The 21,918-nt window shown below is 27.6% G+C and carries 18 protein-coding genes, 3 tRNA genes and 1 other RNA gene; 4 read left to right on the top strand and 18 right to left on the bottom strand.

Annotated features, from left to right (window positions below; genetic code table 11):
- Nucleotides 1–2: 2 nt before the first annotated feature.
- From MBSPM3_RS00495 to MBSPM3_RS00485, 3 genes are all read right to left on the bottom strand, one after another.
- On the bottom strand, nt 3–1,211 hold the full coding sequence (locus tag MBSPM3_RS00495; protein WP_157084480.1) for a hypothetical protein: 1,209 nt from the start codon (nt 1,209–1,211) through the stop codon (nt 3–5).
- Between the two features lie 226 nt (nt 1,212–1,437).
- On the bottom strand, nt 1,438–2,229 hold the full coding sequence (locus MBSPM3_RS00490) for an ATP-binding protein (protein ID WP_083985303.1): 792 nt from the start codon (nt 2,227–2,229) through the stop codon (nt 1,438–1,440).
- Nucleotides 2,230–2,323: 94 nt separating this feature from the next.
- Complete coding sequence (locus tag MBSPM3_RS00485; protein WP_069028067.1) at nt 2,324–2,509, bottom strand: hypothetical protein; 186 nt, start codon at nt 2,507–2,509, stop codon at nt 2,324–2,326.
- A 502-nt stretch (nt 2,510–3,011) separates the two neighbouring features.
- Here MBSPM3_RS00485 and MBSPM3_RS00480 point away from each other — a divergent pair.
- Nucleotides 3,012–4,727 (top strand): DAK2 domain-containing protein, encoded by a 1,716-nt coding sequence (locus MBSPM3_RS00480; protein ID WP_069028066.1) that lies wholly within the window; start codon nt 3,012–3,014, stop codon nt 4,725–4,727.
- Between the two features lie 28 nt (nt 4,728–4,755).
- Nucleotides 4,756–4,841 (top strand) — tRNA-Leu (locus MBSPM3_RS00475).
- A gap of 476 nt (nt 4,842–5,317) precedes the next feature.
- Here MBSPM3_RS00475 and MBSPM3_RS00470 read toward each other — a convergent pair.
- Nucleotides 5,318–5,392, bottom strand: a tRNA-Gly gene (locus MBSPM3_RS00470).
- Between the two features lie 19 nt (nt 5,393–5,411).
- Nucleotides 5,412–5,485 (bottom strand) — tRNA-Thr (locus MBSPM3_RS00465).
- A gap of 200 nt (nt 5,486–5,685) precedes the next feature.
- Between MBSPM3_RS00465 and MBSPM3_RS00460 the strand changes: the two genes are divergently transcribed.
- Together MBSPM3_RS00460 and ssrA are read left to right on the top strand one after the other, a co-directional pair.
- Nucleotides 5,686–5,910 (top strand): cold-shock protein, encoded by a 225-nt coding sequence (locus MBSPM3_RS00460; protein WP_069028065.1) that lies wholly within the window; start codon nt 5,686–5,688, stop codon nt 5,908–5,910.
- A gap of 281 nt (nt 5,911–6,191) precedes the next feature.
- Nucleotides 6,192–6,616: a transfer-messenger RNA gene (gene ssrA / locus MBSPM3_RS00455) on the top strand.
- A gap of 86 nt (nt 6,617–6,702) precedes the next feature.
- Here ssrA and MBSPM3_RS00450 read toward each other — a convergent pair.
- The 13 genes from MBSPM3_RS00450 to MBSPM3_RS00390 all read right to left on the bottom strand — a co-directional run bounded on the left by MBSPM3_RS00450 (nt 6,703) and on the right by MBSPM3_RS00390 (nt 21,900).
- Complete coding sequence (locus MBSPM3_RS00450) at nt 6,703–7,521, bottom strand: ATP-binding protein (protein WP_069028064.1); 819 nt, start codon at nt 7,519–7,521, stop codon at nt 6,703–6,705.
- An 82-nt stretch (nt 7,522–7,603) separates the two neighbouring features.
- Nucleotides 7,604–8,797: a DnaD domain protein gene (locus tag MBSPM3_RS00445; RefSeq protein ID WP_069028063.1), complete on the bottom strand. Its 1,194-nt coding sequence runs from the start codon at nt 8,795–8,797 to the stop codon at nt 7,604–7,606.
- A gap of 54 nt (nt 8,798–8,851) precedes the next feature.
- On the bottom strand, nt 8,852–9,682 hold the full coding sequence (gene mutM / locus MBSPM3_RS00440; protein ID WP_069028062.1) for a DNA-formamidopyrimidine glycosylase: 831 nt from the start codon (nt 9,680–9,682) through the stop codon (nt 8,852–8,854).
- A 131-nt stretch (nt 9,683–9,813) separates the two neighbouring features.
- A complete protein-coding gene (locus tag MBSPM3_RS03110) occupies nt 9,814–12,387 on the bottom strand; it encodes a 5'-3' exonuclease H3TH domain-containing protein (protein WP_232308848.1) in 2,574 nt (857 codons plus the stop codon).
- Between the two features lie 228 nt (nt 12,388–12,615).
- Entirely contained in the window at nt 12,616–13,107 is a 492-nt protein-coding gene (locus tag MBSPM3_RS00430; protein ID WP_069028061.1) for an ATP-binding protein, read from the bottom strand.
- 88 nt (nt 13,108–13,195) lie between these two features.
- Nucleotides 13,196–13,435, bottom strand: coding sequence for an AAA family ATPase (locus MBSPM3_RS00425; protein WP_069028060.1), 240 nt, complete (start codon nt 13,433–13,435; stop codon nt 13,196–13,198).
- A gap of 463 nt (nt 13,436–13,898) precedes the next feature.
- On the bottom strand, nt 13,899–15,263 hold the full coding sequence (gene ffh / locus MBSPM3_RS00420) for a signal recognition particle protein (RefSeq protein WP_069028059.1): 1,365 nt from the start codon (nt 15,261–15,263) through the stop codon (nt 13,899–13,901).
- A gap of 175 nt (nt 15,264–15,438) precedes the next feature.
- Nucleotides 15,439–16,482, bottom strand: coding sequence for a signal recognition particle-docking protein FtsY (gene ftsY, locus MBSPM3_RS00415; RefSeq protein WP_069028058.1), 1,044 nt, complete (start codon nt 16,480–16,482; stop codon nt 15,439–15,441).
- A 308-nt stretch (nt 16,483–16,790) separates the two neighbouring features.
- Nucleotides 16,791–17,069, bottom strand: coding sequence for a hypothetical protein (locus tag MBSPM3_RS00410; protein ID WP_069028057.1), 279 nt, complete (start codon nt 17,067–17,069; stop codon nt 16,791–16,793).
- Between the two features lie 59 nt (nt 17,070–17,128).
- A complete protein-coding gene (locus tag MBSPM3_RS00405; protein ID WP_069028056.1) occupies nt 17,129–17,662 on the bottom strand; it encodes a hypothetical protein in 534 nt (177 codons plus the stop codon).
- Between the two features lie 430 nt (nt 17,663–18,092).
- Entirely contained in the window at nt 18,093–19,160 is a 1,068-nt protein-coding gene (gene dnaJ, locus MBSPM3_RS00400; RefSeq protein ID WP_069028055.1) for a molecular chaperone DnaJ, read from the bottom strand.
- 177 nt (nt 19,161–19,337) lie between these two features.
- Nucleotides 19,338–21,182 (bottom strand): molecular chaperone DnaK, encoded by a 1,845-nt coding sequence (gene dnaK, locus MBSPM3_RS00395; protein WP_069028054.1) that lies wholly within the window; start codon nt 21,180–21,182, stop codon nt 19,338–19,340.
- Entirely contained in the window at nt 21,166–21,900 is a 735-nt protein-coding gene (locus tag MBSPM3_RS00390; protein WP_069028053.1) for a nucleotide exchange factor GrpE, read from the bottom strand. Before MBSPM3_RS00390 ends, dnaK begins: the two co-directional genes overlap by 17 nt.
- Nucleotides 21,901–21,918: the final 18 nt, after the last annotated feature.

Raw genomic sequence — 21,918 nt, 5'->3', positions numbered from 1 at the left:
AATCAATTATTTTTTTCAATTTTTTTTATATAAAGATAAATTGAAATAATAAAAACAACAAACAACAAAATAAATAATATATAGGCAAATATTTTTATATTGTAAATGTGTGTGTCATAAGTTTGAGATTGTAAATCACCCACATCAGCTACTTTATTATTGGTGTGGTGCAAATAAACTTTATTTTTTTGAGTATTTTTATTCACTAAAACATTTGTAAGAGGCAATATTGGTTCTACATTACTACTTTTACCCCAAGTATAACGATGTTGCCAATCAACTACTTTATTATTTTCGGTACTTGTTTCTAAATAATGTCTTTGGGATGTTTGTCTACCATTTTTATCATAAGTAGCATCCCAAGTATCATAATGTTGCCAATCAACTACTTTATTATTTTCGGTGCTTGTTTCTAAATAATGTCTTTTAGAAGTTTGTTTTTGGTTTGCATCATAAGTAGCATCCCAAGTATCATTATTTTTCCAATCCACTAATTTATCTTTTTCAGTACTTCCTTGCAAATAATGCCTTTCTAATAATTGATTACCATTTTTATCATAGGTTTTATCCCAAGTATCATGATGTTTGTAATTAACTAATTTATTATTTTCGGTGCTTTGAGCTAAAAAATATCTTTTAGATGTTTGTCTACCATTTTTATCATAAGTAGCATCCCAAGTATCAGGATTTTGCCAATCAACTAATTTATTATTTTCGGTGCTTTGAGCTAAAAAATATCTTTTAGATGTTTGTCTACCATTTTTATCATAAGTAGCATCCCAAGTATCATAATGTTGCCAATCAACTACTTTATTATTTTCGGTGCTTTGAGCTAAAAAATATCTTTTAGATGTTTGTCTACCATTTTTATCATAAGTAGCATCCCAAGTATCATAATGTTGCCAATCAACTACTTTATTATCTTGCGTACTTTCTAATTTGTAATGTCTTTGTGCTATTTGATTTCCGTTAGTATCATAAATTGCATCATAAGTATCAGGATTTTGCCAATCAACTAATTTATTATCTTGCGTGCTTTCTTCTAAATATTTTCTTTTTTCTATAACTCCAATAGCTAAATTTTCTTTTAATGGATTATTTGCCCAAACTGTAATTATATTTCCTAATAATACAATAAAAATCCATAATGCCAATAACAACAAGCACACCTTAGCCAATAAAAAATGCTTGGGTTGTTCTAAATTATTCACTTTGTAAAAAAACTCTTTTCTAATATGGCAATTATAAATAATTCCAACTTGAAAAAATTGCTATTATTTATTTTAATTATACAATTATCTCTTATTTTGTTTTTTATAATTGTAATAGTATTAAATACTATGTAAAATTATTATATCGCAAAATAGATAAAAATATACTTAATTTTTATTAATATTTCTTTGTTGTAATGCTTTATAAATTATTATATATATTATTTTATTGTGGGATAAAACCTAAAACTGATAAACAAACTTCTTTTAAGTCTTGAACTTCAATTTGTGTTTGTTTGTTTCTACACATATTAATACAAGCATCATTAACAAGTGTTTCGATGGCACGATTAGAACGCTTCATAATGTCATTTTCAATTGCATCATTAACATTTTGGGTGAGATAATTTAGTGCATCATCAGAAATTGGGTTTTTACAGATATTTTTAACTAAGAATTTCATAAAGTCTTTGCTTGTTTCTTTTTCGAGGGTTTTAACTTCAATTTTGTAAGTAAATCTTGATTTAATGGCATCATCCATTTTATTTAAATAATTTGTAGCTGCAATTAAAAATATGGGCTTAGTTAGGTTATTTTTTTCGATAGTTAATTCTTCTTTGAAAGCCGTAAAAGCTTCACTTTGTCCTTTATGATGCTCACGTATTTGTGTAAGATCAACAAAAACCTCTTCACATTCATCAACAAAAATGATAGCACCACCGTGTTCATCAGCAATTTTTCTTGCACTATCAAATAAAGAATGTACTGCCTTTACACTTTCTCCTACATATTTTTGAGCAAAATCAGCAACAGTACATTTAGCAACATATTTAAAATGAGTATCTTTCATAAAACAATTAGCAAAATAAGTTTTTCCAGTGCCAGGAACTCCATATAATAACATTCCTTTGGGAGGATCTATTTTACCTTTACCTTCAAACATTTTGGCATTTGTAACAAAATCTAGTACTTTTTGAGCTGCCAATTTTTCTTCTTTCATTCCAAATAAATCATCCATATATTTTTTGTTAGGATTAAAATTGTTTAATTCAAATTGAACTGGCGCATGGAGTGCATCTATAACGCTCCATTTGGGAGTTGAAGGTGATTTTTTAGATAAAGATGGAGTTTGTGTTATGGTAGGTGGAGTTGTTCGTTGGTTGTGGTTGAAATTGAGGTCTAAAAGCTAAAATTAAAGCTATTGCAACTAAAGAAAAAGCAATTAAAGTAATAGCAGTTCCGATTTTAAATGATTTATTCAAAAAATTTAAATTGAGATCTTTTTCTTGATTATCCATAAGATAATTTCTCACTTTCGTTTTATTTTGTTATTTTTAAAAGTTAGTTGGTTGTCAATAAATCAAACAATTATATTGTTATATCAAATTTATAAATCACTATTTTTATAACTTGCCTAAAACTTTATAAATGAATTAGTTTTTATTTTAATGAATTGATTATCACAAACAAAACTTTTTTAACAATTAATAATTATTTGATTATCTCTATTATATCTCTTTCAAAAAAAATAAAACAAATTTAAATAAAACAAATAACAAACTAAATAATTCTATCAATAATCTCATAATTTTACTTATAAGTCATAAAAAACTAAATTTTTGCTCCCTTAACTTATTTGTTTTATAAGAGAAAAATTAAAATATGTTATAATTAAAATAGGTTTTTATTTACCTTAAATAAAAAATCTTTCCTAATCATACCAAATTAAGAAAAAAATATTCCATTCCTTATTATTATCTAATTATATTAAAGAAATTTTTTCGAAGAAAGGCAACCAAGATGAATAAAGATAAAGTTATTCAATTTATTGACGGACAATTATTTAAAAACATGATTACTAACGGAGCTATCAATTTACAAAACAACTACCAAACCATTGATAATTTAAATGTTTTTCCCGTACCAGATAGAGATACAGGAACTAATATGAAAATTACTATGATGTCAGGCGTTAAAGAAATTAGCAATTTAGAAACTCGTTCCATAGTAGAAGTATCCCAAGTTTTATCAAAAGCATTATTAATGGGTGCCAAAGGTAATTCAGGAGTTATTTTATCCCAATTTTTTGCAGGAATGGCACAAACTTACCAAAAACTCAATAAAGAAACTATCAATATTAATGATTTTATCCATTCACTTGAAGGAGGCTACCAAAAAGCTTACCAAGCTATTATAGAACCTCAAGAAGGCACTATTTTAACTGTTTTTCGTAAAGCTGTTAAACAAACTCTCAAAGCTAAATCCCAATTTAGTACTATTGAAGATGTTTTATCCAATTTCTTACAAAACGCCCAAAAAACTCTTTCCCAAACAACTGAATTATTAGAAGTCTTAAAAAAATCAGGAGTAGTTGATAGTGGAGGGGCTGGCTTTGTTGAAATCCTTAAAGGAATGTTATTATTTTTACAAGACCAAAAACTACTTCAAGTAAACCAAAATATCCAAACACACACAAATCCTGATAAAATACAAAAGTTGGGACAAGTTAATATTAAATATACTTATTGCACTGAATACATTTTTCAAATCAAAGAATCCCAAGAAAAAAACCTTGATATGAAACAACTTAAACAAGCTTTATTACAAATAGGAGATTCTTTAGTTTTGGTTAAAGACCAAGAAATTCTAAAAATACATATCCATACCAACAAACCAGGACAAGTTTTAGAAAAACTCTTAAATTATGGCACATTAAAGGTAAGCAAAATTGACAACATGAAAGAACAACATCAATCAATTTTAGATCAAAAACACGACACATTTACCCTACAACAAGAACCTACCCCAGACCCAAAGTCACCTTCAAACTTACATAACTCAAATAAAGATCAAAAATATTTTTTTATTACATTTGCAAATGATACCAAAAGCCAAAAAGTCTTTGCTGACCTTAAAGTAAATCACATTATAAAACAATCTAATTTTAACCCTACTACTTTTGAAAAACTTCTTCAAACAAATACTTCCCAAAACATCATTATCCTACCTAATGACACATCTCTTTTAGAAAAGCTTACAACCCAACTAAAACAATTACAAGGAACCAATCAAGAAATTGTCCTTTTACAAACTAAAAACATCGCTCAAGGATACAGTGCTCTTTTAGCTTTTGATAAATCATTGGATTTAGTACAAAACAAAACTATCATGGAAGAAACTATCAAAAACATCCAAACAGGAAAAATTATCTATGCTGATAAAAAAGATGCTAAAAACATATCCAATCAAACTCTTTTAGAAAAAGAATATTTATCTGTTTGGGAAGAAAAAATAATAGCTACTAATAAAGATAAATATCAAGCATTAAAAACATTACTCCAAAAAATGATTAAACCTAATCAAACCTTTTTAACTGTTTTTTATAATCCTTCATGTACTGATGAAAAAGAATTAGAAAAACTAGAAACTTTCTTAGAAACTAATTACGACCACATTGAATTAGAAACCTTAGAAAGCCAAAATAACAACATTCCTTACATTGTTTCATTAGAATAACAAAAGTGATCTATAAGATCATTTTTAAGCGGATATGACGGAACGGTAGACGTGCATGCTTGAGGGGCATGTAAGAAATATCTTGTGTGAGTTCAAATCTCACTATCCGCACCATTAATTTATTTATTTTAATTAAAATCATTATATTATATTAAAAACCCCCTTTTTATTAAGGGGGTTTTCTTATTAGATTTCATGTTATTAAGAAATATAAAAACAATAATAAAAGATACAATAATTACAGTAATATAGATAAAATGTTTGTTTATTTGTTTCATTTTAAAATCAATTTTCTTATGTATTTAAAATATTTAATATCATTTTATTATTGTTATCTAAAATTACATAACTTGCCTATATTATACATAATTTTAATAAAAAACAATTGCAAAGATATTTTATTATATTTATATTTTATACTGAAATTATTCCCACAATAAAACAAAAAGCAAGCTTTAATTAAAGCTTGCTTTTATGATATCTATAATATATTATATTAATTTAACAATTAAACTCTGTTATTGGGCAAAAAAGCTAAATAATAAAGTTTTTTAATAAACAAATATAATACATCTAAATTATATAATGTATGGAGCGGGCGAGGGGAATCGAACCCCCGTCTCATGCTTGGCAAGCACGTATAATAACCACTATACGACGCCCACATCATCTTAATTTTGGTTTTGGTGCCCTTAACAAGAATTGAACTTGTATTTCAGCATTACCATTGCTACGTTCTGCCGTTAAACTATAAGGACTTAACATATTTTATTATATCAAAAAAAATATCAAAATGCAAATTTTTGACGAAAAAAATGAAAATTTTACCAAAAAACGTCAAAAAAGTAAAAAAAATAAAAAAAAGTGTGTAAAAATGTTTGACTCTAAAAATAAATGAGTTATAATAGATAATAGGTTATGAAACCGAAATAATTTAAAAGAAGGAGTATTATTAATAATGCAAGACAAAAAACAACAGGGAACATGTAGATGGTTTTCTAAAGACAAAGGCTACGGATTTATCGTTTCAGCTGATGGGAAAGATATTTTCGTACATTACAGTTCTATTCAAACTGAAGTCTTTGGAAGAAAAACACTTAATGAAAACGACAAGGTTGAATTCACTGTTAAAGAAGGCGACCTCGGAGCTCAAGCTGTAGATGTTGTTGTAGTTAACGAATAATTTCATTAATAATCGAACAAAGGAAGGGATGCAAATCCCTTTTTTGTTATATATATTGATATTGAGCTTTTTGTTTGCTTGTGTAATTTTGATTTGAGTTTAGTTTAATTTAGATAATTTTATCTTTGGCGCTTTTACAAAATTTTAAATTTATTGGTTATAATTTTTGAGTGGGCAAAAAGAATAAATTAATCAAAAATATGATCCATTCCAAAAACACAAATAACAAATCTAAAAATAACTTGATTTAAAAAAGGTTTTTTGAGTTAAAATAAAAATATGGGGATGTTTTGGATTTGCCAAGGTCAACGAAATTTATATAGCATATCTTGGTTACGCAAGTAAAAACGTCGAGGTTATAATAACCGGAAATAATAAACAAACTGTAACAAATACACAAGATTTTGCTGGACAAACTCCAGTTTATCAAATGAATTTTGCAAACAGTTTTTCTTCACAATTAGCTTTTGCTTAAATAAATAAGCAAAACCCGCACTTAAATTAACTTACGATTTAAGGAAGGCAATAAGGTAAGTTTTGCTAATTGGGTTTGTCTTTACTCTTTTAGCAAATATCAAAAAGACTAGTAATTTATGGATTTTGTTTGTTTTTTCATAAATTGCGAACTTACAAAATAAACTAAATATGTAGAATATATAAATTAAAGTGATTTTGTACATGGGTTCGACTCCCATCATCTCCACCAAAATAAATTATAAATTATTTGCTTGTGTTATTACGTTTTTCCAAAAAAGAATATTTTTAATCCTTGACCAAGTTAAAACTGTCTTATTAGGAATCTTGTTTTTCGGAAAAATCATAAAAGTGAGTAAGGGTACGAATTTTTTCAATAATTTTGTATACCTTAACTTCACTATTAGCATTTTCAGCTCCATGCAAATGCAATAAATAATTGTGCAGTTCATTAAAGGGCAAATTACTACTAATAAAAAGGGGCAACTTTTTTTCAGCTCTATCATACAACAAAGGAAGCAAAATTTCATCACGAAACCAAGGTGTCATATTTTCTGAACCTAGGTCATCCAAAATCAAACACTTAACATTTTTTAATTGTTGCAACCTTGTTTCTAAAGTATTATTATACAAAAAATTTCTAAATTTTCTAGTTATATCAGGCATAAAAAGAAAAATAACAGAAATTTTTTTTTGAATTAATTCATAAGCTATTTTTTTCAAAAAAATAGTTTTTCCAGTATTAAAAGAACCCGACAAATAAAAACCTTTGGTAGATTTTTCAAAATGTTTAATAATTTGTTTCATCTCTTTTAACGCTTTTTGCTTAGAATCATTATCCACTACAAATTGCCTCACTAAATGAGCATCAAAATTAATGCTACTATCAAACAATTCATTTTGCGATTGCCAATGTTCCTTAAAATAAAGAGCTTGAGATTTAACAGTAGGAACCCAAACAACTCTTAAAGGATTGGTTTTTATTTCTTGGCGATTCCCATATTCATTTTCTTGATCTTTGGTGAGCAAATAATGATAAATAACTGGTAGTTCATCATCAGAGATATCTAAATTTTTGGTTTCTTCGCACTGTGCAATCATTTTCCTAATTTTTATTTTTATATCTGAAAATTCCATAAATTAATTTTTCACCTCTTTTGCTTTTGTAAAATGTTATCAAATTGAATTGATTCCTTGTAATAATAAATCATCCAAAAAATTATGACTGTTTTTTCTTTTTAAAATCTTCTAACCATTTAGGAGAAATTTGTGGTTTTTTTAAATTAGATCTAAACTTAGTTTGAGATTGGGTTTTTTCTTGTTCCATATAAAAATCATATGCTGTTTCAGTATCAAAAATCCCTTTTTGCTCCCAAGATTTTAAGATTTTTTCCAAATAAACCACCGAGGGCACAAAGCCTTTTCGTTCCAAAATATAAGTTAAAAGCACATTGACTAGCCCCGGTTCTAAATTGTTTCTTTCCATAAATTGAAAAACAGTATCAGCCGCAGTGGCTTGCATATTTTTAGGACAATGATTTATAATAATTCTTTGAGTAGAATCTTTACGTTTGAGCAAAGCAATCGTATCTTGTTCATTATATTGCGTTTTTTTCGCAAAAACCAAATTTTGATTTTGAGTATTCATCTGATAATATCTTTTTACACCTAGGCTTAATTTGGATAATTCGATTTCGCTGGGCTTTGGAAAAGTTTTTTGATATATTTCCGAAAGTGTAGCTTCATCTAAATTATAAACTAAGCTTAATTTTTGAATAAAATCACTTGTTTGATTGCAAGTTAAAGATGGTTTTTTGAAACGTTGGGGCAATTTTTGCAAAAATAATTTATAATCAAAAGCGTTATTTAAAAACTGTCTTGGAGAAGAATTTGTTTGGTTATTGGGACAAGTAAAATCAGTTGGTAAATCCATTTTTTGCACTTGAAACAAATCATCAAATTTTTTACTAATGTCTTGAAAAGCGTCCCAATTATTTTTTTTAGTGGAAGCTTCTTTACTAAAATGATTTTGCAAACTCAAAAAAGTAGCCTCTCCCACTTCACTTAATAAAAAATTACTAAAAAGAGGGTCTTTAAAAAACTCTTGAGATCTGCATGGCAAATTAAGCCAATAAATTCTTTCTTGGGTTTCGGAATTGCAAAAAGTTTGGAGCAAATTAAGAGCTTCTAATTTTTCTTGTGCTTCTAAAAAATCATTTTTTGAAACCGCACTCAAATCAAATAAAAATTGATGTTGATAAAAAATATTAGGTTTTAGAGTTGCTAAAATATGATAAATACCAAGCGCATGAGTGCCTATTAGTGGTTGATAAAGCAAACTTAGGCTTTGATGGTCTTCAAGCGACAAAAAAACTGAATTTTTGATTTGAAATAAATTTAGATGACTAAGCATAAAAAACCTCTTTTTTAAAAATATTGATCTATTTTATAGTTGAAAATAAATCAATTATAATTCTTTATTAGGATTATGATTTTGACAAACAGGACAAAGATAAGTACCTCTGCCGCCAACTTTGATTTTGATAATTTTAGTTTGACAGTTAATACAAGGCTTATTAACTTTGCCATGCACTTGTAATTTGTTTTGAAAATAACCTATAATGCCTGGCTGAGATTCAAAAGTACTTACAGTAGTTCCGCCCAGTTTAATGGCTTTGGTAAGTACTTTTTGGGAAAATGTTAAAATTTCTTGCACTTGTTCCAAAGACAGTTCGCAAGCTTTAGTTTCAGGATGCAATTTTACTAAAAACAAAACTTCATTAACATAAATATTGCCTAATCCAGAAATTATTTTTTGATTTAATAAAACTTTTTTCAAAGCGCTTTTGGTCTTTAATATTTTTTGATACAAAACAACTGGATTGATTTCAAAAGGATCTAAGGCTAGTTGATGCAAGGTAGTTTGGGTTAAAAAAATGTTCTGATTCTTAACTTCAAATCTACCAAATTTCCTAAAATCATAATATCTTAAAGAACTTTTATCCTCCAAAATAATTGCAAAATGTTCGTATTTGTGTTTAGGCTCATCGCAAGGTTTGATAAATAATTTTCCTTCCATTCTTAAATGCCCTATTAAAACTAATTCTTGAGTTAAAAAAAATAATAAAAATTTACCTTTTCTTTGAATATCCAAAATGGTAGTTTGTTCAATTTTTTGAAATTCTTTGGTATTTTTAACAGCAGGCTCATAAAATACCTTAGTTGCAACAATTTTTTTTCCTATTAACTGTGTTTTTAAAAAATCTACAATAATTTGGACTTCAGGTAATTCTGGCATGCATTTGCTCCTTTTTTATCTTTGTTTTTGGATTGCAATTGTTCTTATGTTTTTTCTTTTGCTTTTTTATTGGTTTGGATATTTAACATTTCTATTTTATAAATAAATTATAAATAATAAGATTTGTCCAATTAAATATTACCATTATCTAAAATAAAAAAATAATTCAAATGTTTAGAAATTAAATCTATGTTTTGTTGCAAATAATCATTTAAAGCAAAATAAGTAATTTTGGCAGTTTCATTGTTTCGTTCTAAATGGCGCAATAATTGCAATATGGCAATTTTTTTCATATCTAAAATATTTTCTTGTAAAAAAACATATAATGTTTCTAAATCAAAATTCGGAGTTAATTTTTGATTACCAAAAAAAACTTTTCTTTTCAATAAAGTTAATGCATATTTTTTTTCTTTGATTTGTTGTAATAAACTTTGATAATAATTTATAATTTCATCATCCAAACTTAAATATTGATGGATAAAATCTTGGGCACAATTCGAAGAAATATTTAATTCAGGGATAATTGCTTTTATCCACGCATCCACATCAAAATTCATTGTTTCAGAAAGTTTTTGAGAGTCCTTTTTGATTTCTGATTTGGGCGCATTTACAAAAAATTGTAAGGTTTGTTCATCATTTAAAAGATGATTGTTTTCAATTTTAAAGTAATTTTTAATTTTTTGAATATTTCCTAAAGTAGCTAAAATTTTTAACGAAAAGCAAAAAAAATTATCATTAATTAAATAATTATAAGATTTTTTATTGTTTATTATATTTAAAAAACAACTATTTTGATACCCAAAAACATCTTTGAATGATTTTAATTGGTTGATGTGAGTTTCTTGTTCTTGTTCTTGATTATTTTTGAGCTTTATGTTTGTGTCTTGGTTTTGATCTGCATCTTTTTCTTGTTCTTGTTCTTGCCCTTGATTTGTTTTTGGTATTTTTTCTTGTTGTGTCTCTATTTTTTCATCCGTATTTTTTTCTATTGGATGTGCTTCTATTATTTGTTTTTGTTGTACTAAATTAGTTTCATATTCTAATTGGGCTAAAATATTTGATAAGGGAAGTTCTATTTCTTGAAACAAAAATAATTGGTTTTGAGCTTTTAAATGATGCAAAACGCTATTTTTGATGGCGTGTAATAAAAAAGATTTAAAAGCTACTTTTTGCTCTAAAATAAAAATGTTTTGAGATAATTGGCTTACATAATTTGTGTTATTCAAAATATCTATTTTGGCTATAATATGAATAAATTCAAGATTTTTCAAAGGAAATAAAAGATAAGAAGCACAAACTAAATCAAAGATAACTCCGTTGAGTTCTTGATGTTTTGTTTTTAAAAAAAGTTGTGTTGCTTGATTGTGAAAAACAATTTTATAAAAATTAGCATCTTTTAGATAATTGCAAAAGTTATTATTATCAAAAGCCAAATTAGCATCTATAAAAAAATGTGTATTTTCATTGGAAAAACCAATTCCTTGCAAAAAAGTATTTGAGTCATTTTCTTTTTCTAACTCAAAAAAACAAGCCCAAATTTGGTGTGGTTGGATTTGAGCCAAAAAAGCATTTAGAGAGTTTTGGTCTTTGATAATTTGAAAATGGAAATTGTTTTGAGGTGGGTTGGCGCCTTGTTCTTGAACTTTTGGAGCGTTATTGTCATTATTTTTAGTGGTGTTGTTGTTGATAGGTCTGTTTTGATTTGTTTGGTTTAAATTATTATCATTTTCTAAATTGCTATCTTTTTCTACTTCTTGCACTTCTTTGGATTTGGGGGATGCTTCCTTATTATTATAATTTGCATTTGTATTTGTGGTATTTGGTTCTTTTTCAATTCTTGCATATTTGGTAATAGCTAAGCGTCTAAAATCCATTTCTTCATAAAAATTTTTAAGGTTTTGCGCCAAACGTATTTGTATTTCTGTTTGCATACAATCAAAGGGCAAGGGAACTTTAAGGTCAATTGCGGTAAGTATTTTGCTAAGTTCTAAATCAGCTTGGGAATTTTGGATTTTGGTTTTTAAAATAGGTTTAATGTTGTCTAAATTTTGCATCAAATTATCTAGGGAATCGTATTCTTGTAATAACTTTTGAGCAGTTTTAGGTCCTATTCCCAATACTCCTTTAATGTTATCAGAAGGATCGCCAATTAAACTTTTATAATCAATCATTTGATATTCTTTAAGACCGTATTCTTCAAACAAAGTAGGAGGTGTATAGCATTTAATTTCACGCAATCCTTTTTTAAGCAAACAAACAGTAATTTTTTCATCTACTAATTGCAATAAATCCTTATCACTTGAATAAATAGATACTGTCTTATTTTGATTGCTTGCTTCTTTGGCTAAAGTACCTATAATATCATCGGCTTCGTATTCGTCTTGGACATGATATTTAACGCCGATTAGGTCTAAATATTGTTTAATCAAAGAAATTTGACTAATCAATGCAGAAGGTGTTTTTGGTCTTCCTTGTTTGTAAGCATCGTATAATTGGTGTCTTTTGGTAGGTTTATGAGTATCAAAAGCTACTAAAATATAATCTTTCGTTTCTTCTAAAATTTTTTCAAACATTCTAATAAAAGACAAAAGAGCATTAGTGTAGATCCCTTTTTTATTTTGCAAAAGGGGTTTATATTTGCTTGCAGTTGCGTGATATGCTCGAAATAAAAGCGAATTGCCATCAACTAAAACTAAATGTTTCATTGTTTCTCCTATTTATTTTATCGTTTAGCTAATAGCCAAAATTGGATTATAAGTTAATAATGATTGTTTTATTTATAAGGTACAAAAGGAAAATAATTAATATAATATTAAAAAAAGAAAGTTTGTAAAAACTTTCTTAGAATACAAGGTTTTGTTTGGGTTTTTATTTTATTGCGTTTATAAAAAGATTTTATAATTTTAATTATAATGAGTTTTTTAATGAAGTCTTTAAGGCAAATCAAATCCATAAATAACTTTAAAAGATTTTTTTAAGTCTTCAATTCTAATGTCACTTTGCCCTTGGGTTTCGTAGCGAGCATTGATAATTGCATCATCTAAAAGATATTCCATAGTTCGTTGTCCTGTTTTGGATTTATCAGTTAATTTTTCCAATGCATCATTAATTGTTGTTAATAAATATTCTTTTGCAGTTGAGGTGATTAGTGTTTTTCTTTTTTCAATTAAGAATTCTAAGAATTTTTTTCTACCATTTGTATCTAAGGGTTTAACTTCTATGTGGTAGTTGAGGCGTGATTTGATGGCATAGTCTATTTGATCTAAGTGATTAGTAGCTCCAATTACGAAAATAAAAGCATCAGGGTTGTGGGGGCAGTGGTTTCTTAATGAAGTAATTTCGGCTTTGAAGGCGTTTAAGATGTCTTTCATTTTTTGGTCTTCTTGGTTGATAAGTTCCATTTTTTCGTACTTGGTCGCATTCATCGATGAAAATTACTCCCATACCATTATTTTTGTTTAGATGCCATTCAGCTCTAATGAAATCAAACATCGCTCTTATAATTTCGATTCCTTATTCGCGGTTTTTGGTGATAAAGTCGGAGGGGGTAAATTCAAAACAGCCTGCATCGGTGGAAGGGGAGGTTTGTCTTGCTTGTGACATAAATGCTATTGCTAATAATGTTTTACCTGTTCCTGGGACTCCGTGTAGTAGGAGTCTTTTGGGTTTATTGATTTTTCCTGCTTTTTGGAACCATTCAGGATGAGATACCATTGCTAAAATGCGATTACAAGTTTCTTTTTCAGTTTCCATGCCAATTATGTTTGCAAAACTTATATTGTTTACTATATCATCATTTGTTTCTTTACAACGTTAGGATACTAAAGGATGTGCGCTAAATTTAGTAAGAGGTTTATTGGAATCATATTGTTCCATTTGTTTTTGATATTCTTTAAATTTTTGTTGTTTGTATTGATGATATAAGTTATATGAAAAATAAATTGTTAAAGTGGTTGTTAAAATAAATAATAAAGTACCAATAAAAATTTTAAAAAAGTTTTCTTTACTTTTAGTTAATAGGTTTATATTTGTATTCCTTTTGGATTTTATAAAAATGTAGCAATTTTTAATAAAAAATGTAATTTATTTATTATTTAATATAACACAAATAATTATTCATTTTGTTTTAATTAATGATAAATTAAAGTTGATTTTATAAAAATATTAAAGGATACAAAAATACTTAATAAAAAGATTTTATAATTTTAATTATTTATTATTCATACATATCACGAAAAAAAGCCATCGGATCATTTTGTAATTTATCAAGATCTTGATCATCAAAATGTTGCATTTGCTTAGCTAATTTTTTTTGTTTTTCTAAAAGGGTAATTAGCTTGTTAACATCACTTAATTGATTACCAGAACCTTTGGCAATTCTTTGTCTACGTCTACTGCTCAAAGCAATTAATTGAGGATTTTTCTTTTCTTGTTTAGTCATACTTTGAATTAAAACTTCAAATTTATTAAATCCATCATCACCTAAACTGGCAGAAAATTGTTTCATCTTACCACCTAATCCAGGAATAAAACTTAACAATTTGCTGAAAGAACCCATTTTTTTTAATGTTTTTAATTGTTTTTGAAAATCATAATAATTATAACTATCATCAAATAATTTTTCCATCATTTGTTTACTTTGATGAGGATCAATTTTATCGGTAACTGTCTCAATTAAAGTTAAAATATCTCCCATTCCTAAAAGACGAGATGCCATTCTATCAGGATTAAAGGGCTCTAAACTGTCAATTGTCTCTGAAGAAGAAACAAATTTTAAAGGAAGATCTGTCATTGCTCTTACTGATAAAGCAGCTCCTCCTTTAGTATCTGCATCCATTTTGGTCAAAATAACTCCAGTTATTCCTACTTGATTATGAAACGACTGAGCAGTATTAGCAGATTGTTGTCCTGAAAGACAATCCACAACTAACAAAATTTCTGAAGGATTGGCTTTGGCTTTAATTTGTTGCAATTCTTGCATCATTGTCTCATCAATATCAAGGCGCCCCGCAGTATCAATAATTACTGCATCATATCCTTCTTGCAAAGCATGTTTTAATCCTGCATCTACAATATCTAAAACAGCAGTGTCAGGTTTAGAAAAAACATCAATATTGATTTGTTTACCAATAACTTTTAATTGTTCTACTGCTCCTGGACGATAAATATCACAAGCTACAAGTAAAACTTTTTTACTATTTTTTTTACGCAACCAAAGAGCTAATTTTCCTACAGTAGTTGTTTTACCGCTTCCTTGCAACCCAATTAACATTAAAGTATCCAAATTACAATTAGGCTTAAAAGTAAGATCTGCACGAGTAGAACCCAAAATTTGAATTAGGGTTTCGTTTACGATTTTAATAATATGTTCTTTGAGGTTCAGTCCTTTTAAAACTTCTTGTTTCAAAGTCTTTTTTTCAATAATTTCATTAAACTTATCAATAACTTGTAAATGAACATCAGCTTCTACCAAAGAAACTTTAATATCTTGCATAATGTTTTGAATGTCTTGTTGTTCTAGGATTTTTTTTCCTCTAATTTTGTTAATAACTTTTTGTAAGCCTTCACCTAATATACTCATATTTTTATCTCCTTTTTGATGTTGTGAAATTTGTTTTTGTGGGGTTTAATTTTTTGTTGGGGCAATGTTTTTTAAATATTTTTGAATTCTTTATTTTTGATATAATAATTTTTATGTTTTTTTGTGTTTGTTTTTCGTTATTTGTTATTTGTTATTTTTTCTTTATAATTAGCAATTATAAAATATCTTCAGAAGTAAAAAAACCTTCAAATAAATTAAAAAGATAATTTTTAACATCAAAAGTAATTAAATCTTGGGATTTTTCGCCTACACCAATATATTTAGTGGGCAAATTGTATAAATATTTAATTGCAAAAACAATCCCTCCTTTGGAAGTGCCGTCAAGCTTGGTTAAAATGGCTCCTGAAAGTGGAGTTGCTTGATTGAACAAATCAACTTGATTAATAGCATTTTGCCCTGTAGTAGCATCCAAAACTAAAAAAGTTTGTAAATTGGAGGCGGGCAAATGTTTGCAAATAACACGATTAATTTTTGCTAATTCTTGCATTAAATTAGTTTTGTTTTGTAATCTTCCAGCAGTATCACACAAAATAATATCATAATTTTGACTTTTAGCAAGTTCGATGCCTTCAAAAATAACACTTGCAGGATGAGCTGGCAAAGGCTTGCAAAAAACTTCAACACCTACTCTTTTTGCCCAAATTTGGAGTTGTTCTACTGCACCTGCACGAAAAGTATCAGCAGCAATCAATAATACTTTTTTACCTTCTTGTTTCAATGCTTCAGCAATTTTTCCAATAGTAGTTGTTTTTCCTACTCCGTTAACTCCTGTAAACAAATAAATTTGAGGCAAGTTATTTTGAGATTGAAAAGTGTCTTTGGGATTTGTTGGATTGGAATCTTGATTTTGTTTTTCTTGTTCTTGCGGACTTTCTAATATGCCTTTCATACCTTTCATATTTTGATACAAATCAAACATTTTAGAAACAACAACAGAAGGAAGCTTTTGAGGATTTTTAATTTGAAATTGATTAATTTCATCTTTGATAGCTTGCATCAAAAAAAGAGTGGTTTTAGTACCAAAATCAGCTTGAATTAACAAACTTTCTAATGCTTGTAATAGGGTTTTTTCGATATTGTTAGATTGTTTCAAAAGAGTTTGAAAATCTAGAAAACTAGCTTTGGTTTTTTTAAGACCTAGTTGATATTTATCATTATTTTTATTTTTAAAAAATTTACTTTTCAACCATTTAAACATTTATAAACTCTCCTTTTTGAAAGTAATTAAGGTATCAAAAAAAAACTTATACCCAATTATTATAACTAAAATACTTGCTTTTTGATTGAGTTTTTTAGTGTTTGGGGATTTTGTTATCATAAAATATTTAAGGATAAATTAAAAAAACCAAAACAAACAATAAAAAGAATTTTATTATAACCCCAATTAACAAATTTTATTTAAAATTCCAAAATTGACTAATTACAATATTATAAATAATAAATACTTCATAAAAACAAAAAAACAGAAATTAAAAATTAATTTCTGTTCTAAATTTATAAATAATATTAATTATTAATCCTCCTTTTTAAAAAGTTCCATAAAGCTTTAATAAGAGGCCAAAAAACTAACAGACATAAAGCAAAAGCCATAGATGTTTCATATTTTTTATCTATTTGTTTTTCAATAATATAATTAAAGACAACTAAAGCTCCTGCAATATAAACAGACGCCCATGAAATAAATAGACTTATAAATAGGAGCCCTAACATAAAATAAGGATCAAATAAGGATGAAATTTGACTTAATTGCGAAACTTGATGCCAACCAAAGGAAATCAACCCCATAAAATAAAACAACATAAAACATAGTAATTACAAAGAAATTAAAAACTACAAAAGCAAATTTATGAATTAATTTTTAGTCGTTTTGTTTTTTTAAACTTTTTATAATAAATTAAAATAGTAATTGCAAAATTACTCATCAAAATAAAAATAAACGAAAGCAGCATAGTTAGGCATAAATGTTTATGTATTAGTAATTTATCAGTCAAATCGAATGTATGTGATATATTCAAACGAACATATAAATAACCCATAAACATCCCTAAAAATATCCCCAAAGCAATAAGACAAACAGGAGTTGTTAATCGTGCTATACTTAAAGAAAAACAAGTAAATACAAAAGCAATAATACTTATAATAGCAGGCAGATACAAATATTTAAAAATAATTGTTTTTTTTATTTCACCTAAATTTGGGCAAAAAACTAATTCATGCCATACAACTGCATAAGAAAGTTCCAAAAATAAAAGCATTAAACTAATCCATAATAAAGTTTTTTGAATAACTCTTTTATGGTTTACTCTACGATAAACCGCAACCGAACTTAATTTTTTATTATCTTTAATTTTTTCTTTAAGATTATCTAATAAAAACATGTTATTTCACCTCTTTATTAAATTGAATTATCAAATTAAATTTGTTAAAGTTCTAAAGCCTCTAACTTAAATATAATAAAAGACTTTATGCCTTTATTATAACTCAAATATTTAATGAGTAGTTAATTTAATATGATAAATATTAATAAAATAGCAAATAACAAAACTATTTATCTACTATTAGTTATAATATAACATAAAAACTATATTACAATTCAACATTTATATTAAAAAATATTAATTTATTATTCATCATAATACAATTAAAATTAACTATGTAAAATTCTAAAAACTTAAACATTAAATTGCTACATAACAAAAAAACCAACTTTTAAGTTGGTTTTTTTGTTATTTTATTATTTACTATTAATATTGTATTATTTGTATTAATATTTATTTACTTATATTATTACTTATATTATTACTTATATTAAATACGATATTGCAAATCTAATAATTTTTGATATAATCTTTTTTCTTCTAAAATTAATTGGTTAGGAGTTTTAATATGAACAACAACATACTGATCACCTTTACGATAAGAAGAATTAAGATGTGCAACTCCTTTATTTTTCATTCTTAATTTATTGCCTGATTGAATCCCTGCAGGAATTTTTAAAGCTACTTCACCATAAATAGTAGGAATCAAAATATTAGTTCCTAAAGCAGCTTCTGGAAAAGTAATAAAGATTTCTAAAATAATATCATATTCACGTCTTACAAAAGATTCATGAGGACGCACTTTAAAAGTAATATATAGATCTCCTGCTTTTTGATTATTACTTAAAGGAATAAAATTTCCTTTCCCAGGAACTTGCAAAGACATTCCTTCTTGAATCCCTGCAGGAATATTAAAGGTAGCTGATTGCTTAACTTTTTGACGTTTTTGTCCGTGACAAGCATAACATTTATTTTTAATTTCTTGTCCTTTACCACTACAATTAGGACAAACTTGACGAGAACGAATATTACCTAAAAAAGTTCTTTGCTCAGTAATAATTTGTCCAGTTCCGCCACAACGTTTACAAGTAATAACATCTTGATTGGAAACTGCTCCTTTACCATGACAAACTCTACAATCAGCTTCTACAGTAATTTCAATAGTTTTGTTAGCTCCTAAAACAGCATCCATAAAACTTATAGTCATTTCTACTTTTTTATCATAAGAAGGTTTTTTAGTTTGTTGATTACCAAAAATATCTCCAAAGGAACTAAAAAAAGAATCTCCAAAAGAATCAAAACCATCAAAACCACCGCCACCAAAACCAGAAAAACCGTTATCAGAAGCATCACCAAAACGATCATAATTACTTTTTTTAGAAGCATCTCCTAAAACACTATAAGCTTCTTGAACTTCTTTAAATTTGCTCTCGGCGTTAGCTTCTTTGGAAATATCAGGATGATATTTTTTAGCAAGACTACGATAAGCTTTTTTGATGTCCTCAGGACTTGCGTCTTTATCTAGACCCAAAATATGATAATAATCTTTTTTTGTCATTTTAGCTAACTTCTCCTAATAATAAAACTAAGGGGGGGTTTCTTTGATTTCATTATTCTTTATAGTTTGTTTTTTGTGGTTGTTTTTGTATTTGTATATTTTTTTGTATATTTTTTGTTTGTTTTTATTTTTGGTTTGTTTTTATTTTTGGTTTGCTATGTTTGATTTCATTATTGATTATTTTTGTTCTTCAAAATCAGCGTCTACTACTTCGTCTTGAGGTTTTTCATTTTTAGCAGTAGTGTTTTCTTGCGTACCTTTTTCTTGTGCTTGTTTTTCTTGAGCTTTTTGGTAAGCTTTCATTGCAATTTCTTGAGATTCTTTAGTAAGGTTTGCAGTTTTTTCTTTAATTAAAGCAGTATCGTCTCCTTTTAGAGCTTCTTCTAATTCTTTAATTTGAGTCTCAACTTTGTCTTTTTCTTCTGGTTTAACGTCAGCTTTTAGATCTTCTAAAGATTTTTTAGTGTGGAAAATCATATTTTCTGCTTCATTACGCGCATCAATGCTTTCTTTTTTAACGCGATCTACCTCAGCATTTTCTTCAGCTTCTCTAATCATTCTTTGAATTTCTTCTTCTTTAAGGGCACCACTTCCTGAAATAGTAATTTTTTGTTCTTTGTTAGTACCTAAATCTTTGGCTTTAACTGATACAATTCCGTTTGCATCAAGGTCAAAAGTAACTTCAATTTGAGGAATTCCGCGCGGTGCTGGTGGAATATCTGTTAATTGGAATCTTCCCAAAGTTTTATTATCAGCTGCTAAAGGGCGTTCTCCTTGTAAAACATGAATATCTACTGCTGGTTGATTGTCTGCGGCAGTTGAAAAGACTTGTTTTTTGGAAGTTGGAATGGTAGTGTTTCTTTCAATTAATTTAGTAAAGACATTACCCAAAGTCTCAATTCCTAAAGAAAGCGGAGTTACGTCTAACAGTAAAATATCTTTAACGTCTCCTGATAGAATTCCTCCTTGAATAGCAGCTCCAATAGCAACTACTTCATCAGGATTAATACTCTTATTAGGAGTTTTTTTCAATTCATTTTTAACTAAATCTTGTACTGCAGGAATACGAGTAGAACCACCAACTAAAAGCACTTGATCAATTTTTTTAATATCTAATTTGGCATCACTTAAAGCGCGTTTTACAGGAGCCAAACAACGATCAATTAAATCTTTAGTAAGTTCATTGAATTTAGCACGAGTCATATTGTATTCTAAATGAAGTGGACCTGCTTCAATCATTGTTAAGAAAGGCAAAGAAATTTGTGAAGAAGTAACACCACTTAATTCTTTTTTAGCTTTTTCAGCAGCATCTTTTAATCTTTGCATTGCCATTTTATCTTTGGAAAGATCAACACTATTTTCTTTTTTGAATTCTTGCACTAAGAAATCTACTATACGTAAGTCAAAATCATCGCCTCCCAAAGCGTTGTCTCCAGAAGTAGAAAGCACTTCAAAAGTACCATCAACCAAAGTTAGAATAGAAACATCAAAAGTTCCTCCTCCTAAGTCAAACACTAAAATGATCTGTTCTTTATCACCTTTGTCAACGCCATAAGAAAGAGCAGCTGCAGTTGGTTCATTAATAATACGTTTAACATTTAAGCCTGCAATTTTACCTGCATCTTTGGTAGCTTGTCTTTGAGCGTCATTAAAATAAGCAGGAACAGTAATTACCGCCTCACTTACTTGAGCTCCTAAATAATCTTCAGCAGTTTTTTTCAAATTTGCCAAAATCATTGCACTAATTTCTTGCGGAGTGTATTTTTTACCACCCACATTAACAGTATAATTAGCTTCTCCCATGTGTCTTTTGATAGAACTAATAGTATTAGGATTAGTAATTACTTGACGTTTGGCAATTTCTCCTACCATAATTTCATCACCTTTAAAAGAAACTACAGACGGAGTTGTTCTTCCACCTTCAGCATTAGGAATAACTTTTGCCTCGCCACCTTCCATTACAGCAACACAAGAGTTAGTTGTTCCTAAATCAATACCTATAATTTTATTCGTTTTTGTCATTTTTATCACTCCATTCATTTACTTTAACCAATGTTGGTCTTAAAATTCTTTTTTTATATAAATAACCTTTTTGTAAAACTGCTAAATTAGTTTTATCAGGTTTTTTAGGGTCGCACACTGTTTCTAAAGCGTGGTGCAAAGCAGGATCAAAAGGCTTATTAAGAGACTCAATTTCTTCTACTCCTTCATCTTGCAACACTTTTTTTATTTGTTGTTGTAACAACTTAAATCCTAATAAATATTTTTGCAACAATTCATTTTGTGTAGGCATATCAATGACTTTTTCTAATTGTTCCAAGGGCATTAATAAATTGGTAATAAAATTACTTGATGCATATTTTAATTCATTTGCTTTTTGAGTTTGGGCTCTTTTCTTAAAGTTAATCAATTCTGCTTGATTTTTTAACAACTCTTCATCAAAGGCTTTTTTTTGTTGGGTAAGTTGTTGTTGTAATTCTTTAATTTGAGTTTTTAATTTAGTAATTTGCAGATGACTGTTTTCTTTTGATTGATGTTTTTGTTGTTTGATATTTGTTTGTTTAGTTTGATTTGATTTATTTGATTGATTTTTAACAGTTTCATCTTCCTTTTGGTTTTCTTTATTTGTTGTTTTAGTTTCTGCTTTTTGACAATTTTTGCATTCTTTACAATCTTTATGCAATTCTTTTGCTTGTGTTTCTAAATTATCTAAGTTATCTTGGTCTTTTTCTAAAAACATCTTAAAACCTCTTTTCTT

Origin of the sequence: Candidatus Phytoplasma zeae, from assembly GCF_001712875.1 — a bacterium.
GTDB classification, from domain to species: Bacteria; Bacillota_I; Bacilli_A; order Acholeplasmatales; family Acholeplasmataceae; genus Phytoplasma; species Phytoplasma asteris.
The sequence above is the reverse complement of the archived record's forward strand: the minus strand, read 5'-3'. Positions and strand labels throughout refer to the sequence as shown.